Consider the following 16,085-nt stretch of genomic DNA (forward strand, 5'->3'; position numbering starts at 1 on the left):
TGCCGGATGGACCTGGGGGAACTTGTCGGCAGGCTGAGGAGCGGCGGCCTCGACCCCACGGCCGAGGAGGTCGCGGACGCCGTCTGGCTGGCTCAGTGGCTGCCTTCGGGCCGTACGCCGACGGGCGGGTCCGGCGACCCCCGGGAGCCGGGAGAGGCCACCGCCCCGGGCCGGGAGACCGGCCGTAAGACGGATACGGATGGTGACACGAACAGTGGTGGGCGCGCGGTCCGTCCCCCGGCGGGTGACGCGGGCTCCGACGCATCCGACGCATCCGACGCCGACGTGCCCGGGTCTTCTCCGGCGGCCGGCCCCGTATCGCTCTACGCACCCGGCGGCCGGGGGAACCGGGGCGCGGGAGGCTCCGCGAGCTCTGCGGGCGCCGCCGGGGCTGCCTTCCCCGTACGGGCTCCGGCGGCTGCCGCGCTGCCCGGGCTGCTCGGCCTGCAACGCGCCCTGCGCCCCCTGCGCCACTACACCGCCACCGCCGCGCGGCCGGCCGCCGACGGGCGCCTCGACGAGGACGCCACGGCCGAGCGCAGCGCCATGTCCGGCGTCATCACCCCGGTGCTGCGGCCCTCCGAGCGCCCCCGCGTGGACATCCAGCTGCTCATGGACACCGGACCCGCGATGGCCGTCTGGGAGCGGATGGTCGAGGAGCTGCGGCAGGCCTGCCAGCAGTCCGGGGTCTTCCGTGACGTGCAGGTGCACCAGCTGTACGACGCCGGGGACGGCGCGGCGCCCCGCATCGGTACGACGACGGGTCCCGGCGGGCACACGCGGATGCGCCCCGCCGACCAGTTCCACGACCCGACGGGGCGAAGGCTCACCCTCGTCGTCAGCGACTGCGTCGGCCCGCTGTGGCAGCAGGGCCGCGCGCAGCGGCTCATCCGCCAGTGGCCGAGGAGCTCACCGCTGGCCGTAGTGCAGCCGCTGCCGCCGCGCCTGTGGGCCCGTACCGCACTGCCCGCCGAGCCGGGGCTGCTGGTCCGGTCGGCGGCGTCCGGCGGCCGTACGGCCTTCGTCCCCGACGAGGAGCCGTGGGAGCCCGTGGAGGCGACGGCCAGGCCCGTGCCCGTACTCCCGCCGACCCCCGAGGCGTTCGCGTCCTGGGCGCGGCTGCTGTCCGACCACGGCGGCAGCACGGTGCGCGGCTGGGCGGCCTGGTCCGACAACGCCCCCGCCCACGAGCTCCCGGACCACATCGGGTCCGCCCCGCCACCACCCCTGCCACCCGACCGCAGCGCCGACGAACTGCTGCGCGCCTTCCGCGCGAACGCGTCGCCCGGCGGTGTCCGCCTCGCCGTCCACCTCGCGGCGGCGCCCCTCACGCTGCCCGTGATGCAGCTCGTACAGCGCGCGATGCTGCCCGACACCGGACCGATGGAGCTCGCCGAGGTGCTGCTCGGCGGGCTGCTCAGGCAGCTGCCGGGACCGGACTCCAGGTCACCCTGCTACGTGTACGCGGACGGGGTGCAGGAGCTGCTGCTGAACTCGCTGGGCCAGGACGCGGCGGCGCTGGTGCTCAAGCACTGTTCTTCGTACGTGGAACGCCACTTCGGCAGGGGCGCCCGCAACTTCTCGGCGCTCGCCGCGGCCAGGCTCTCCGAACGCGGCGTCGCGACGGCTCCCGACCTCCAGTGGGAACGGGGCTCCGACGGGGAGGCAGGGGCGGCCGAGGCGGACGACGGAACCGGAGCCGGAGCCGGCGGCGAGCCCGAACTGTTCGCCGAGATCCCCGCCCGGGTGCTCCGCTTCTACCAGCCCGACCTCATCACCCCCGTACCGCTGGCCGAGGCCGAACGCCTCCTGGGCCAGTGGCACTCCCAGGGTGACCCGTCCCTGCTCCGCCGCGCCCGCGAACGCGCCGAGGCCGCACTGAGCGGCGGCGACGGCCCGGACGCCGCCGGGGCGCCCGAGAGCGGGACCGGGGTCGTGCGCGCCGGCGTGGTGCTCGGCCGGGTGCTGCTGGCGGAGGCGGGGGCCGGGGCGGTGCGCGGCACCGAGCGGGGGCGCGAACTGCTCCTGCGCGCGGCCCGCACCCTCGCCGAAGCACGCGACCGCGCCCCCGAAGGCAGCCAGGGCCGGGCCGACGCCTGCCTCGAACTCGCCGCCGCGCACCACGCCCTGTGGCGGGAGACGCGCGACGCACAGCACCTCGCCGCGGGCCTGGACGCGCTCCGGGGTGACGCCTCGGCGTGGCCGGCGGCGTCCCGCCGGGCGCTGCACCTGCGCCGGGGGCGGCTCCTGCTCGCGCGGCACCAGGCCGAAGAGGCGGTACGTGAACTCCGCACGGGATGTGACCTGCTGGACACCGAAGACGCCCCCGACAGCAGCCGCTGCCCCGCGCTCCTCGACCTCGCCGACGCCCTGCGCGCGGCCGGCGCCCCGCACGCCGGCACCGCCGAGATCCTGGCCCGCGCCGAACAGGCCGCCGGTGAAGACCCGGCACTGCGCCTGCGCTGCCTGACCGCCCAGGCCCGCCTGCACGACGCGGCGGACGACCACCCGGCCGCCGACCGGGCGTACGAGGCAGCCGCCGGGGCCGCCCCGCCGGACAGCGCGAAACGGTGCGGACTGCTCACCGAATGGGGCGAGTCGCTGCTGCGCCGCGCCGCCGCCGAGGACGGGCCCGCCGGGGAGGACGCCGTGGGCCGGGCGGAGAGCGTCCTGCGCGAGGCGCTCGCCGGGATGCCCGCCCGCTCACCGTCCCGCAGCAGACTGCACCTGCTCCTCGGCAGCGCGCTGGCGCTCCGCTTCCAGCGGGTCGGCTTCCTGCCGGACCTGTACGAGGGCCGCCACCTGCTGGAGGAGGCCGCGAAGCGGCTGACGGACGGCGCACTACGGGCCGAGGCATGGCTGACGCTCGGCCGGACCAGGTTCGAACTCGCCCACGTGTCCGCCGCGACGCTGCTTTCGGACGCACTCCAGGCGTACGAGAACGCGCAGCGCGACGCCGACGCCGCCCACGGGGACCGGCCGGGCTCCGTCACGGCGGCACGGGCGGTGTACGCACAGGGCTGCACGCTGGAGTTCATGGGCCGCACCGGAGCCGCGCGCCGGGCGTTCGAGCAGGCGCACGAGCGCTGGCAGCGGTTGATCTCGTCACTCACCGAGGTGGACTGGCGCGAGTCGGGGGCACCCCGGGAGCGGATCGCACGTCTCGCGGAGGCGGCCCGGGGGAGAGCGGCCCGTGCGGACGATCAACGGCTGGCCGAGCCGGACCGGCGGCAACTGGCACCACCGTGGTGGCCGTTGACCGAGGTGAGTGCCGGTTGACCGGAGTGAAGTCGAACATGTTTCTGTTTCACCGGTGTCGGGAAGAACTGGGCAGCCGCTGCGGCCGTGCGGGACGGGTGCCGGCAGGAGGGAGTCGGGCGTGTCGCACAGGAACACCGTGGTTGCCGGCCAGGACCAGGACGCCGGACGGCCGCCGCCCGTGCCCGATCTCACCCACGTCGACCTGCGGACTTTGCGCACCATGGATGATCCGGGACTTACCGAGGCGGTCGATCAGGTGCTCGGGCGGTCCCTGGAGCTCACCGAGGCGTGGTGGGCGACTGCCGACCCGGGAAACCGCTGAGCTGCGGCACTTTCCGGTCAGATGGGTGGCGTGGGCAATCGGCACCGGACACCACCACGGTGCCAAGTCCGGCGAGAGGGGGCCCGGGTGACCGTGGCTCCCTTACCCTGCGCCCTCTTCACCTGGCTCGCCCGCACCAGGCCCGACCCCGCCTGCACCGTCACGCTGCGCAACGGGCTGCACGCCCGCCGGCTCCTGCTGCTCAAGTCGTTGCTGACGCGCCTCGAACGGCAACAAAGCTCCATCGATCCGGCCGTACGGGAACGCTTCCGCCGCCACTGGGCGTTGCTGGAACACGCGGAGCGGCGCGACCCCGCCGCCGTCCGCGACGTAGTCGACTACCCACTGACGGGCGCCTGGCTGGCCGGGGCCCTGACCCTCCCCGAAGGGCCGGCCCTCGACCGGCGGCTCGCACACTTCGGCGGTATCGCGACCACCGCGGCCCTGCGGGCGGGCTGCGACCTGCGCCTCACTCTCGACGCTCCCACCGGTCTGCTCGGCCTCCCGGGCCTGGGCACCCTCCACTGCCCCGACCGCCGGGCCGAACTGCACGCGCGCGGCCGGACCGTACGGATCACCGGCGGCCGCAGCCGCGCCCTGCTCCTGCGGCGCGGCGACGCCGGCCCGCACCGGCCCGTCGGGGCCGGTCCGGGATGGAAGGCACTGCGCCCGCTGCCCGGAGGCACCGCCGTCCTGGACGACCTCGACCCGTACCGGGTCCCCACCGGTGGCATCGGCGCCGTAACCCTGCCCGCCGCGGACCGGGCCACAGTCGCCCACGAACCCTGGGCACGGCTGTGGCAGCAGGCCATCGCGCTGATCGACGGCACAGACCCCGGGCGGGCCGCCGAGATACTCGCGGTGCAGCGGGTGGTCGTGCCGCTCGCCCCCGCCGACCCGGCCGCGTACGACGGACGCCGCCCGATGAGCGCGACGCTGCGGGCGGCCCCCGGCAGCGTACTGATGTCCCTTCCCGCCGGACCCCATGAATTGGCCGAGGTGCTGGTCCACGAGACGCACCACACCAAGCTGGCCGCACTCCACGAACGTGTGTCGCTGTACCGGCCGGGTGACGGGGGGCTGCACCGGGTCGGCTGGCGCCCCGACCCGAGGCCTGTGGCCGGCGTCTTCCAGGGTGCGTACGCCCATCTGGCCCTCACCGATCTGTGGCGGCGGGCGGCGACCGGCGCCGACATCCCGGCAGGCTGGCGGCGCAGAGCCGCCGAGCAGTTCGGGCAGCACCGCGGACAGGTCGCGCAAGCATTGTCCGTACTGCTTGAATCCGATGAACTGACCATTGCTGGAAGGGAGTTCGCACAGGGGATGCGAGATCACCACGCGAGCCTCGGTACGGCTCGGCAGTCCTTCGGGTGAGTGACACTGTGTTAATAGATCGTGACAATGGGTCGACGGGCACTGGCGGCGTAAGACAGGGAGACGTGCAGATGGTGGATCAGCGGCGCTCGGGCGGGGCCGGTGCGGCGGACCGTAGCGGCCAGGACGGGCCCGAACACTTCCTCGTCGTCTTTCCCGGCTACCACCGGCCCTGGGCGAACTGGATCGGGCAGCGCCTGGAAGCCCACGGCCAGCGGGTCACCCTCCAGCGCTGGGACCCGCCCCGCGAGGTGCCGCTGGAGGAGTCGCTCGCCGACCTGCTGCTGTCCACCGGGCGCGTCCTACTCGTCCTCAACGACTGGTTCTTCGAGCTGGGGCCCCGAGCCGCCGGCGAGTGGAACGACGTCCTGCGGGGGTACGTCGCCGAGAACGCCGAACGGTTCGCCGCCGTCAACCTCACCAACCGCCAGCTGCCGCCCGCCACCGCCGTACTGGAACCGGTCAGCCTGTGGAGCACGGGCGAGCAGGAAGCCGAGGAACGACTGCTCGGCAGACTCGGCATCGACTTCCGGCGCACCTCCGGCCGTCGCCCCGCGGTCAGCGGCTCGCGCTTCCCGAACACACCTCCCGAGATCTGGGGCGAAGTGCCCCGCCGCAACGGCCGTTTCACCGGCCGCGACGACCTCCTGACCGAACTCCAGGAACGCCTGACCGAGGCCGAACGCGGCAACTCCGCCTGCACGCTCCTTGGCATGTCCGGCATCGGCAAGACCCAGCTCGCCGCGGAGTACGCCCACCGCTTCAGCACCGACTACGACGTCATCTGGTGGGTCAACTCTGACGACCGCAACATCCAGCGCGACCGCTTCGGAGAACTCGCCGTCGAACTGGGTCTGCACAGCGGCAGCGAACCCGGTGAGCGCATCCGCGCCGTGCGCGAGGCGCTGCGGCGCGGCGAACCGTACGGCCGCTGGCTCGTCATCTTCGATGGCTGGGACGACACCGACGGTGCGAGCGTCATGCTGCCGCACGGCCCCGGACACGTCATCGTGACCTCTCGGAACAGGGGCTGGGGCGACTACACCGACGTACTGGAAGTGCCCAGTTTCGACCGCGCCGAGTCCACCGGCTATCTGATGCGCCGCGCCCCGCACGTCACCTCGGAGCAGGCCGACGAAGTCGCCGCCGAATTCGGCGACGTACCCCTGCCGCTCGTGCAGGCCGCCTCCTGGCTGGGCGAGTCCCGGATGGAGGTTCCCGAGTACCTGCGCATGGTCCGTGAGGGCAGGCTGTCCACCGTCGAGGAGCCCGCCGGGGACGGCTTCCCGCACTCCTCGCTCACTTCCTGGTCGATCCTCATCAACCGGCTCAGGCGCACCCAGCCGCAGGCGGTCGAGGTACTCAGCCTCTGCGCCTCCTTCGCCCCCGGCCGCATTCCCCTCGGCCTGGCCCGCGCCTACCCGCAGGCCGACCTGCCCGAGGACCTGCGGTGGATGAGCACCGATCTGCCCGCCTGGACCCGGGCGCTGGACACGCTGGTGAACTACTCGGTGCTCACCAGGGAGAGCCGCGGCCCCGTCAATGCCGAGATGGGCCCGCACCAGGAGTCCGTGCACATGCACCGGCTCGTCCACGACATCGTGTCCCGGCTCACCAGCGACGAGCGCCGTGACATTCACCGCAAGGCCGTTCGTACGCTGCTGGCCGAGGCCGACCCCGGCAACCCGCTCGACAGCAGGCAGTGGCCCCGGTACGCCGAACTTCTGCCCCACCTGGAACCGTCCGGCGCGCTCAGCAGCTCCAACAGCAGGGTCCAGGCCGCCGTACTGAACTGTCTCCGGTACTGCGTCCGCAGCGGGGAGTCCACGGCCGGCACCCGGCTCGCCGAGAAGATCCGGAGCTCCTGGACGACGTTCATGGACCCCCTGGCCCAGCACATGCTGGATCTGACCACCCAGCAGTGCAACCTGCTTCTCGCCTCGGGCAGTTTTCGCGAGTCGTACGAACTGGGGCGTGCCCTGCGGGACCGGCTGCTCGCCGCCGATGTGCGCGACGAACTCGGCGAACTCAACGTCAACGGCAGCCTCGCCAGCAGCCTGCGCCGCCTGGGCCGGTACGGCGAAGCACTGGACCTCCAGGCGAAGGTCCTCCAGGACGCGGAACGGCTGCTCGGTGAGAACGAGCTGACGTCCCTCAACGCCCGGCACAACCTCGGCGTCGGACTGCGTCTGCTGGGCCGCTACAAGGAGGCGTACGAACTCGACCTGGAGACCCTCAGCCGACGCGAGACCGTCCTGCGTGCCCGTCACATCACCACTCTCAACTCCGGGAACGCGGTGGCACACGGACTGCGGCTGCTCGGCCAGTACCGCGACTGCGTGGCCCGGCAGGAGCCGGTGGTGCGCCTCCATGTGCAGGTGCTCGGCCCGTTGCACCCGCAGACCCTGGCCGCTCGCACCTACCTGGCCCTCGCGCGGCGGCGCGAGGGCGGCTTCCAGCAGGACATCGCGCCGCTGATGGACAGCCTGATGGAACAGCTGGAGCAGGTACACGGCAGGACTCACTTCAGCACGCTGTCGTTCATCAACGACTACGGGAACTTCCAGCGCGAGCACGGTGATCTGGGCAACGCCAAGGACCTGATCGCCGAGGCGGAGGCCGGATACCGGGCGCTGCTCGGTCCCGCCCACCCCGTGGCGACCGGCATGCTGACCAACACCGGTCTGGTGATGCAGGCATCGGGTGACCGCAGTGAGGCCATGTCGATGTTCGAATCGGCGCTCGCCGGCCTGACGGCAACGCTCGGCGCCGACCATCCGTGGGTGCTGGGCTGCGCCCTCAACGCGGCCGGCGGGCGGAACTTCAACGGCCGGGTCGCGGACGCGGCGGAGCTGAGCCGGGACACGCTGCGCAGGTCCCGGCAGGCCCTGGGGGACGAACACCCGCTCACCCTCTCGTGCCAGACCGCGCTAGCTGCCGATCTGCGGGGGCTGCGCGAGCACGAGGAGGCCGACAAGGTCGAGGCGGACGCGTTGCTGAGCCTCACCCGCATCTTCGGCGCGCAGCACCCGCACACGCTCTCCGCGCGCCAGCGCAACCGCCCGTACTGGGACTTCGAGGCGTACCTCGGCTGATTTCCCGAGCACGTACGCCGGAGGGCCCGGCACCGCATCGCTGCGGTGCCGGGCCCTGTGTGGGGCGTACAGGCGCTGATCAGGCCTCGAAGACCTCGTTCAGCAGCTGCTGCTGCTCCGCCTGGTGGCGCTTGGCCGAGCCGACCGCCGGGGACGAGCCGTGCGGGCGCGAGATGCGCCGCAGGCGCTCGCCGTGCGGGATGTCGGCGCCGACCGCCAGGTCGAGGTGGTCGATCAGGTTGAGCGCGATGAACGGCCACGCACCCTGGTTCGCCGGCTCTTCCTGCGTCCACAGGTACTTCTCGGCGTTCGGGTACTTCGCGATCTCCTGCTGGAGCTCCTTGCCCGGCAGCGGGTACAGGCGCTCCAGACGGATGATCGCCGTGTCCGTGTTGCCGCGCTTCTGACGCTCGGCCTCAAGGTCGTAGTAGACCTTGCCCGCGCAGAAGACGACCTTGCGGACGGCGGCCGGCTCGACGGTCGTGTCGCCGATCACCGGGCGGAAGCCGCCGGTGGTGAACTCCTCCGCCTTCGACGCCGCCGCCTTCAGACGCAGCATCGACTTCGGGGTGAAGACGATGAGCGGCTTGTGGTGCGGGTTGTGGACCTGCCAGCGCAGCAGGTGGAAGTAGTTCGACGGCAGGGTCGGCATGGCGACCGTCATGTTGTCCTGGGCGCACATCTGGAGGAAGCGCTCGGGACGGGCGGACGAGTGGTCCGGGCCCTGGCCCTCGTAACCGTGCGGCAGCAGGAGCGTGACGCCGGACGTCTGGCCCCACTTCTGCTCGGCCGAGGAGATGAACTCGTCGACGACGGTCTGCGCGCCGTTGACGAAGTCACCGAACTGGGCCTCCCACATGACCAGCGACTCGGGCCGGGCGAGCGAGTAGCCGTACTCGAAGCCCATGCACGCGTACTCGGAGAGCAGCGAGTCGTAGACGTTGTAGCGGGCCTGGTCCTCGGAGAGGTACTGGAGCGGGGTGTAGTCCTCGCCGGTGTTCTGGTCGACGAGCACCGCGTGGCGCTGGCCGAACGTACCGCGGCGGGTGTCCTGGCCGGACAGCCGGACCGGGACGCCTTCCATCAGCAGCGAGCCGATGGCGAGGGTCTCGCCCATGCCCCAGTCGATCGTGCCGTCCTCCACCGAGGCCGCGCGGCGCTGCATCTGCGGCATCAGGCGGGGGTGGACGGTGATCCGGTCGGGGATGTTGACCTGGGACTCGGCGATCCGCTTGACGACCTCCTGGGAGACCGCCGTGTCGATGGCCACCGGGAACTCGGCCTGGACCTCCGGGATGTGGGCGGGAGCCGGGGCCGAGGTGGCCTCGCGGACCTCCGCGAAGACCTTCTCCAGCTGGCCCTGGAAGTCCTGGAGCGCCTGCTCCGCCTCTTCCAGCGTGATGTCGCCGCGACCGATGAGCGACTCGGTGTAGAGCTTGCGCACCGAGCGCTTCTTGTCGATCAGCGTCACCATCTGCGGGTTGGTGAACTGCGGGTTGTCGCCCTCGTTGTGACCGCGGCGGCGGTAGCAGATGAGGTCGATCACGACGTCCTTGTTGAAGGACTGGCGGAACTCGAAGGCGAGCCGCGCGACGCGGACCACGGCCTCCGGGTCGTCGCCGTTCACGTGGAAGATCGGCGCCTCGATCATGCGGGCCACGTCGGTCGCGTACATCGAGGAACGCGAGGACTCCGGGGCGGCGGTGAAGCCGACCTGGTTGTTGATGACGATGTGGACCGTGCCGCCGGTGCGGTAACCCCGCAGCTGAGACATGTTGAGCGTCTCGGCGACGACACCCTGGCCGGCGAAGGCCGCGTCGCCGTGGAGCGCGACGGGCAGGACCGTGAAGTCCGTACCGCCCTTGTTGATGACGTCCTGCTTGGCGCGGGCGACACCCTCCAGGACCGGGTCGACCGCCTCCAGGTGCGAGGGGTTGGCGACGAGCGAGACCTTGATCTGCTCGCCGTCGAGACCGGTGAAGGTGCCCTCGGCGCCCAGGTGGTACTTGACGTCGCCGGAGCCGTGCATCGACTTCGGGTCGAGGTTGCCCTCGAACTCCCGGAAGATCTGCGCGTACGACTTGCCGACGATGTTCGCCAGGACGTTCAGGCGGCCGCGGTGGGCCATGCCGATGACGACCTCGTCCAGGCGCGACTCGGCGGCGCTGTCGATGACCGCGTCGAGCAGCGGGATGACGGACTCGCCGCCTTCGAGGGAGAAGCGCTTCTGGCCGACGTACTTCGTCTGCAGGAAGGTCTCGAACGCCTCGGCGGCGTTCAGGCGGCGCAGGATGCGCAGCTGCTCCTCGCGCTCCGGCTTGGCGTGCGGGCGCTCCACGCGGTCCTGGATCCACTTGCGCTGCTTCGGGTCCTGGATGTGCATGAACTCGACGCCGACGGTCCGGACGTACGAGTCGCGCAGGACACCGAGGATGTCGCGCAGCTTCATCATCGACTTGCCGGCGAAACCGCCGACGGCGAACTCGCGCTCCAGGTCCCAGAGCGTGAGGCCGTGCTCGTTGATGTCCAGGTCGGGGTGCTTGCGCTGCTTGTACTCCAGCGGGTCGGTGTCGGCCATGACGTGGCCGCGGACCCGGTAGGAGTGGATCAGCTCGAAGACGCGGGCGGCCTTGGTGACGTCGTCGTCGTGGGAGACGTCGATGTCCTTGAGCCAGCGGACCGGCTCGTACGGGATCCGCAGCGCTTCGAAGATCTGGTCGTAGAAGTCGCTCTCGCCGAGCAGCATGTTGGCGAGGATGCGCAGGAACTCGCCGGAGGCGGCGCCCTGGATGACCCGGTGGTCGTACGTCGAGGTCAGGGTCATGACCTTGGAGATGCCGAGCTTGTTCAGGGTGTCCTGCGACGTGCCCTGGAACTCGGCGGGGTAGTCCATCGCGCCGACGCCCATGATGAGGCCCTGTCCGGGCATCAGGCGGGGCACGGAGTGGACGGTGCCGATGCCGCCCGGGTTCGTCAGCGACGCCGTTACGCCGGTGAAGTCGTCCATCGTCAGCTTGTTCGCGCGGGCGCGGCGGACGATGTCCTCGTACGCCTGCCAGAACTCGAAGAAGTTGAGCGTCTCGGCCTTCTTGATGGCCGCGACGACGAGCTGGCGGTCACCGTTGGGCTTGACCAGGTCGATGGCCAGGCCCAGGTTGACGTGCGGGGGCTTGACCAGGGTCGGCTTGCCGTCCTTCTCCGCGAAGGAGTAGTTCATCGACGGCATGGCCTTGAGGGCCTGCACCATCGCGAACCCGATGAGGTGCGTGAAGGAGACCTTCCCGCCCCGGGCGCGCTTGAGGTGGTTGTTGATGACGATGCGGTTGTCGAACAGCAGCTTCACGGGGACGGCGCGCACGGACGTGGCCGTGGGCAGTTCCAGTGAGGCGTTCATGTTCTTGGCGACCGCCGCGGACGGGCCGCGCAGCGTGACGTACTCGGGGCCCGCGGGGGCCTCGGTGGCGGGCTGGTCCTTGGGCTCGGCCTTCGCCGTCGCGCCGGCCTGCTGTGCGGCGGCCGGTGCGGGGGCGGAGGCGGGCTTGGCGGCCGGAGCTGCCGGTGGGGCGGCCGGTGCGGCCGTCGCGGGGGCCGGGGCCTGGGCCGCGGGCGTTGCCGCAGCGGGTGCGGCAGGCGCGGCGGGGGCCGGCTGGTTGGCCGCGGGCGTCGCCGGGGTGGCGGGCGCGGCGGGTGCCGGAGTGGCCTGGGCCGGCTGTGCGGCGGCCCCGGTCACGTCTTCGGCTTCGGGGGTGGCGGACTTCTCCGCCGCCGGGGTGGATCCGGGCTTGTAGTCGGCGAAGAAGTCCCACCAGGCGCGGTCGACCGAATTCGGGTCCTGGAGGTACTGCTGGTAGATCTCGTCGACGAGCCACTCATTGGGACCAAAGGCAGCGGCAGGGTTCTTCCCTTGCCCGTCTTGGTCGGTCGAGACGCTCGGGCTACTGGGGGACTGAGACGACACGGCGTTAACCGCCCTCTTCCGCTTCGCAAGGTGATGGACAGCGGAAATAAAGGCTACGCCTGTCCGGCCGAGAGGTGCAGGCCGGGCGGGCCTTCCGTCGCGTAAGTCACATCGGAGTGCTGGTTTCGCCGCATGAAATGGCGGGAAACAAGTGTGGTTCCGGTGTGGTCCGCTGTGGTCCGGGTAGGACGGACCGTGGTTACGGCCCACTTTGGGCCGCACCCCCAATGGATGACACGCAGAACGTGTGCTTCCGGTTCGACCCTACGTCAACTCGTCGGCCGGGGGCTTCCCGGAAGAGTGACCTGGATCCGGCAGCCACGTGCGGATTCGGCCACTCCGATCCGCCCGCCGTGCAGATCCACCGCCCAGCGCGCGATCGCGAGCCCCAGGCCCGTACCGCCGTCGCTGCCCGGTCCGTGCGGCGCCGGCAGGCTGCCGCGGTTGAAACGCTCGAAGACCCGGTGCCACTCGGACTCCGGTATCCCCGGCCCCTCGTCCAGGATCTCCAGGTCCAGGCTCTCCGGCTGCGTACCGCGCCGGGCACGCACAGTGACGCGCCCGTGCGGCGGGCTGTGCTTGACCGCGTTGTCGAGGAGATTGGCGACGACCTGGTGCAGCCGCTCGATGTCCGCGTGCGCGGTCAGCTCGGGCGGCGAGACATCGAGGTGCAGATGCACATCGGTACGCGTATGACTGCCGGACCCGGAGGCGAGAGAGCGCTGCGAGGCGATCACATTGGCCTCCTTGAGCACGCCGGAGAGGTACGGCCAGACCTCGAAGCGGTGGGCCTTGAGCGGTACGACGCCGTTGTCGAGGCGGGACAGGTCGAGCAGCGTCTCGACGAGCCTGCCGAGCCGCTCGGTCTGTTTCAGCGCCGTACGCATCGTCTCGGGATCCGCGGCGGACACTCCGTCCACGACGTTCTCCAGCACGGCTCTCAGCCCCGCGATGGGGGTTCTGAGCTCGTGCGAGACATTGGCGACCAATTCCTTGCGGTGCCGGTCCACGGCCTCCAGATCGTCCGCCATGCGGTTGATCGTGGCGGCCAGGTCACCCAGCTCGTCCCGGCGGCCCGCACCGCGCACCCGCCGGGTGTAGTCACCGTGCGCGATGGACCTGGCCACCGTCGTCATCTCGTCGAGAGGTGACGTCAGGCTGTGGGCCACGAACTGCGTGATCAGCATCGACGCGATGACGGAGAAGACCGTGATGAAGCGCAGCTCTGTCTTGGTGCGCAGCGCGACGAGGATGAGCCCGGTGGTGATGAAGACCGAGACAACGACGAGTGTGCCGAGCTTGGTCTTGATCGAGAAGGGACGCAGCCCGTTCCCCTGCCTGGTCCCGGTCCCCTGCCTGGTCATGCGGGTGGAGTCTCCAGGGCGTACCCCACACCGTGCACGGTACGGATGCGCTCCGCGCCGATCTTCCGCCGCAGCGCCTTGATGTGGCTGTCGACGGTCCTGGTGCCCGACGCGTCCGCCCAGTCCCACACCTCGGCGAGCAGCTGCTCGCGCGAGAGCACGGCGCGCGGCGTGTTCGCCAGGCACACCAGCAGGTCGAACTCGGTCGGAGTGAGGTGTACGTCGTCACCGCGCACCCGGACGCGGCGCTGCGCGTGGTCGATCTCCAGCTCGCCGAGGCGCAGGATGCCGCTGCGCGGCGTCGAGGCGGCGAGCGTGGCCCGCTCGACCCGGCGCAGCAGGACGTGCACCCGGGCCGCGAGTTCGCGCATGGAGAACGGTTTGGTCATGTAGTCGTCGGCGCCCACGCCGAGCCCGACCAGCATGTCGGTCTCGTCGTCGCGCGCCGTCAGCATCAGGACCGGCACGGGCCGCTGCGCCTGGACGCGGCGGCAGACCTCAAGTCCGTCGAAGCCCGGCAGCATGATGTCGAGAACCATCAGATCGGGCTGCCACGCCTCGGCGGCGTCCACCGCGGCGGGTCCGTCGACGGCCGTCTGCACCTGAAAGCCCTCGGCGCGAAGTCGCGCGGCAATGGCGTCGACGATGGTCGCGTCGTCCTCGACGACCAGCACCCGGCGCTGAGCGCCCGGAGTGGCCGCGAGGCCGTTGTGGCTGGTGTGTGTCTGCTGCTCCATTGCCCCGCCCCTGGGAGTTCTCTTCTATCCCACGTGTAGGGCAGCAGCGTAGATGCACTGACAGCGTCCCGGCTACGCAGGGCGAACCGCGAGATGGACCACGTCAGGAACGCCCCGGGCAACTTGGATCTCTTCCGTCCTAACCAAGTTGAATCCGGCATTCCGCAACGCATCCTCGAATGCGGGGGACGGTTTGGCCGACCAGACGGCGAGGATTCCCTCTGGTCTCAGCCGTCTCATGCACCCCGCGAGCCCCTGCGGGGAGTAGAGATTGGCGTTGTCGTCGGTCACGGTCCAGTCGGGCCCGTTGTCGATGTCGAGGCACAGCGCGTCGTACCTGTCTTGGTACGTACCAACGCTGCCGATCCGGTTTTCGCAAACGTAATCCACCAGATCGGTGTGAATGATCTCGCATCGCGGATCGGCGAGCGCGTCGCCGGAGATCCGTGCCAGTGGTCCCTCGCGGTGCCAGTCGATAATCGCCTGCTCACGCTCGATAACCGTGATCCGCCCCCAGCGGGACTGCGCGGCGGCGCGGGCGAGCGAGAAGCCGACGCCGAGGCCACCGATGAGGAGGGCGGGGGCGGGGCGGTCGGCGAGCTGTTCCGCTTCGGCCGGGAGTGCGTCGAGGGCGGCGTCGATGAGCAGTCGCTCGGAGCGGCCGTCGGAGGTGTCCATCAGGAAGCAGCCGTTGGCGATGATCTCGAAGTGCGCTCCGCGCTCCCGCAGAACGACTTCGCCGTACGGACCCTCGCGCCGATCGATGGTGGCGGCGATGGCGGTGGCGGTGGCAGTTGCGGTGGCGTACGGAGACGGGGTGGCCATGGGGGAACCTCCTGGGGACGGTTCGGTGCTTCCTTCGGTCGTCGGGGGCCATCCTGGCGTCGCGACGACGGCGTGAACAAACCATTTCGGCCAGGGGACCCGGACGGATTACGGGCCTTCCGTACGTCAGGCGCGTGCCTCAGGCATGTCCGTCAACGGGGCGCGCTCCACGCCGTACATACAGCGCCACTCCCGTCACGAACGCCACACCCGCCACCACCCAGGCGGCCACCTGCGGCCCCGGCTGCATCCACCACGCCCACACGGCGGCCGCGCCGCCGGGGGTGCGCGGGGCGGCCAAGTACACCGCGCCCCCGTACAACGTCATCGGCAGCCAGCTCAGCCGCGCCCCGAGCAGCACGCCGGCGAGAACTGCGGCGCGGCCACCAGGGGCGTACGGAGGTGCGGTCCAGTTCCTCGGTGTGCCCCGAGGGCCGCATCAGTCTCACGTTCTCTCTATCGCTCGCGTGGGTGCGAACGGTTCAGGACGTCGTTGACCTCAAGCGGAGTTGAGGTCATAGCTTCGGGAGTTATGACACTCTCCGATGCCGAACTGGCGCAGCAGCCGATCGCTTACTGGACGGATGTGGCACACAAGGAAATCCTTGCTTTCATACGCCGCGAGCTGGCGGGGCTGGGCATTTCCCAGCCCCAGTACTGGACGCTGCGCCATCTTTCCGTCAACGACCTGTCCGAGGACGGCGAGGGTCGTACCGTCGAGGAACTGACGGAGGCGATGCGGGACTACCTGGAGCCGCAGGACGACCTCGTACCGGAGACTGAAGAGTTGTTGGTACGTGGCTGGCTGACCCGTGACGACACGACCGGCCGCCTGACGATCACCGAGGCGGGCGAGGCGGGGCGGGGGCGGGTCAAGGATCACGTACCGGCTGTGCGGGCCAGAATCCACGACGGCATCGACGCGGCGGACTACGTCACCACGATCAAGGTCCTGCGCCGGATGATGCGCAACGTGGGGGGCGCCGGGAGGGCGGAGTGAGTGAGGTGGGGAGGGCGGCGGAGGCGGGGCTTCGTGCGCCCCGGGGCGTTGGTTGCTTCTGCGATGGGGGCCGCCACATGTAAGTGTGGCGGCGGAGGCCCGCCCCTCAAGGGCGCTCCTGCGTCGCGTCGCCTACGGCGATTGCGCTG

10 protein-coding genes are annotated in these 16,085 nt (G+C 71.0%); 5 read left to right on the forward strand and 5 right to left on the reverse strand.

Annotated features, from left to right (window positions below; translation table 11 throughout):
• The first annotated feature begins 6 nt into the window (after positions 1–6).
• The 4 genes from ABZX79_RS32640 (at position 7) to fxsT (ending at position 8,052) form a co-directional block, all read left to right on the forward strand.
• The gene (locus ABZX79_RS32640; protein WP_355265878.1) at positions 7–3,279 is read left to right on the forward strand and encodes an SAV_2336 N-terminal domain-related protein; all 3,273 of its coding nucleotides are present in this window, start codon (positions 7–9) and stop codon (positions 3,277–3,279) included.
• A gap of 100 nt (positions 3,280–3,379) precedes the next feature.
• Positions 3,380–3,583, forward strand: a complete 204-nt coding sequence (gene fxsA, locus ABZX79_RS32645) for an FxSxx-COOH cyclophane-containing RiPP peptide (RefSeq protein ID WP_355265880.1) — start codon at positions 3,380–3,382, stop codon at positions 3,581–3,583.
• Between the two features lie 93 nt (positions 3,584–3,676).
• A complete protein-coding gene (locus tag ABZX79_RS32650; protein ID WP_355265883.1) occupies positions 3,677–4,957 on the forward strand; it encodes an HEXXH motif-containing putative peptide modification protein in 1,281 nt (426 codons plus the stop codon).
• A 71-nt stretch (positions 4,958–5,028) separates the two neighbouring features.
• A complete protein-coding gene (gene fxsT, locus ABZX79_RS32655) occupies positions 5,029–8,052 on the forward strand; it encodes an FxSxx-COOH system tetratricopeptide repeat protein (protein WP_355265886.1) in 3,024 nt (1,007 codons plus the stop codon).
• 79 nt (positions 8,053–8,131) lie between these two features.
• Here fxsT and ABZX79_RS32660 read toward each other — a convergent pair whose 3' ends face one another.
• The 5 genes from ABZX79_RS32660 to ABZX79_RS32680 form a co-directional block, all read right to left on the reverse strand.
• Positions 8,132–12,010 carry a multifunctional oxoglutarate decarboxylase/oxoglutarate dehydrogenase thiamine pyrophosphate-binding subunit/dihydrolipoyllysine-residue succinyltransferase subunit gene (locus tag ABZX79_RS32660; protein ID WP_355265889.1) on the reverse strand — a complete coding sequence of 1,293 codons (3,879 nt, stop codon included), beginning with the start codon at positions 12,008–12,010 and terminating at the stop codon, positions 8,132–8,134.
• Positions 12,011–12,279: 269 nt separating this feature from the next.
• Positions 12,280–13,374 carry a HAMP domain-containing sensor histidine kinase gene (locus tag ABZX79_RS32665; protein ID WP_355265892.1) on the reverse strand — a complete coding sequence of 365 codons (1,095 nt, stop codon included), beginning with the start codon at positions 13,372–13,374 and terminating at the stop codon, positions 12,280–12,282.
• Entirely contained in the window at positions 13,371–14,111 is a 741-nt protein-coding gene (locus ABZX79_RS32670; protein WP_214977941.1) for a response regulator transcription factor, read from the reverse strand. The genes ABZX79_RS32665 and ABZX79_RS32670 overlap by 4 nt, the downstream gene beginning before the upstream one ends.
• A gap of 72 nt (positions 14,112–14,183) precedes the next feature.
• Entirely contained in the window at positions 14,184–14,936 is a 753-nt protein-coding gene (locus ABZX79_RS32675) for a spermidine synthase (RefSeq protein WP_355265895.1), read from the reverse strand.
• A 139-nt stretch (positions 14,937–15,075) separates the two neighbouring features.
• A complete protein-coding gene (locus ABZX79_RS32680; protein ID WP_355265898.1) occupies positions 15,076–15,297 on the reverse strand; it encodes a hypothetical protein in 222 nt (73 codons plus the stop codon).
• Positions 15,298–15,468: 171 nt separating this feature from the next.
• Here ABZX79_RS32680 and ABZX79_RS32685 point away from each other — a divergent pair, with 171 nt between their 5' ends.
• Positions 15,469–15,936, forward strand: a complete 468-nt coding sequence (locus ABZX79_RS32685; RefSeq protein WP_355265901.1) for a MarR family winged helix-turn-helix transcriptional regulator — start codon at positions 15,469–15,471, stop codon at positions 15,934–15,936.
• Positions 15,937–16,085 lie beyond the last annotated feature (149 nt).

Origin of the sequence: Streptomyces sp. NPDC002994 (assembly GCF_040611155.1) — a bacterium.
GTDB lineage: Bacteria > Actinomycetota > Actinomycetes > Streptomycetales > Streptomycetaceae > Streptomyces.